The organism is Fulvivirga sediminis, assembly GCF_016757215.1.
Classification (GTDB): Bacteria; Bacteroidota; Bacteroidia; order Cytophagales; family Cyclobacteriaceae; genus Fulvivirga; species Fulvivirga sediminis.
Map to the genome: position 1 here is coordinate 1 of NZ_JAESIY010000038.1, position 689 is coordinate 689.

Annotated in this window: 1 protein-coding gene; it reads left to right on the forward strand. The window is 34.5% G+C overall.

The genetic code is table 11. The features are described 5' to 3' along the window. On the forward strand, positions 1–659 hold a 659-nt coding region (locus tag JL102_RS23385; protein ID WP_202246894.1), incomplete at its 5' end, for an IS3 family transposase. Positions 660–689 lie beyond the last annotated feature (30 nt).

Consider the following 689-nt stretch of genomic DNA (forward strand, 5'->3'; position numbering starts at 1 on the left):
ACCAGGGGTGGTATATCTCTCGCCCTAGAGTAGCTAGGATCATGCGTAATCATAGCATTAAGAGTATTATTAGTAAAAAATTTAAAGGAAATACTACAGATTCTAATCATAACTATCCCGTAGCGCAAAATTTATTACAAAGGAACTTTAATGCCGATGCTCCAGGGCAAAAATGGGTATCTGACATTACATATATACCTACTGGGCAAGGTTGGCTATATTTAACTATGGTGATGGATTTATATGATAGAAAGATCATTGGATGGTCTCTAAGTACTTCCATGACTACCTGTAAAACTACTATTCCGGCCTGGAGAATGGCCTTAACTAATAGAAGCATTAATAAAAAACTTATATTCCATTCTGACCGAGGGGTGCAGTATGCCTCCTTTTTATTCTCAGAAGAACTTAAAAGGAAAGGTGTAATTCAGAGTATGAGCAGAAAAGGTAATTGCTGGGATAATGCCGTAGCCGAAAATTTCTTTAAAATACTAAAGTCAGAACTGGTTAAGCTTAGTTATTTTAAAAGTATTCTTCATGCAAAAAATGAACTGTTTGAATTTATAGAGATTTGGTATAACAGGCAAAGAAAACATTCAAGACTAGGCTACATGACACCCGAACAATTTAATAAACAAAACCAATCTAAATGTGCTTAATTTATTGTCCAGTTTTTTGTTGCAAATCCA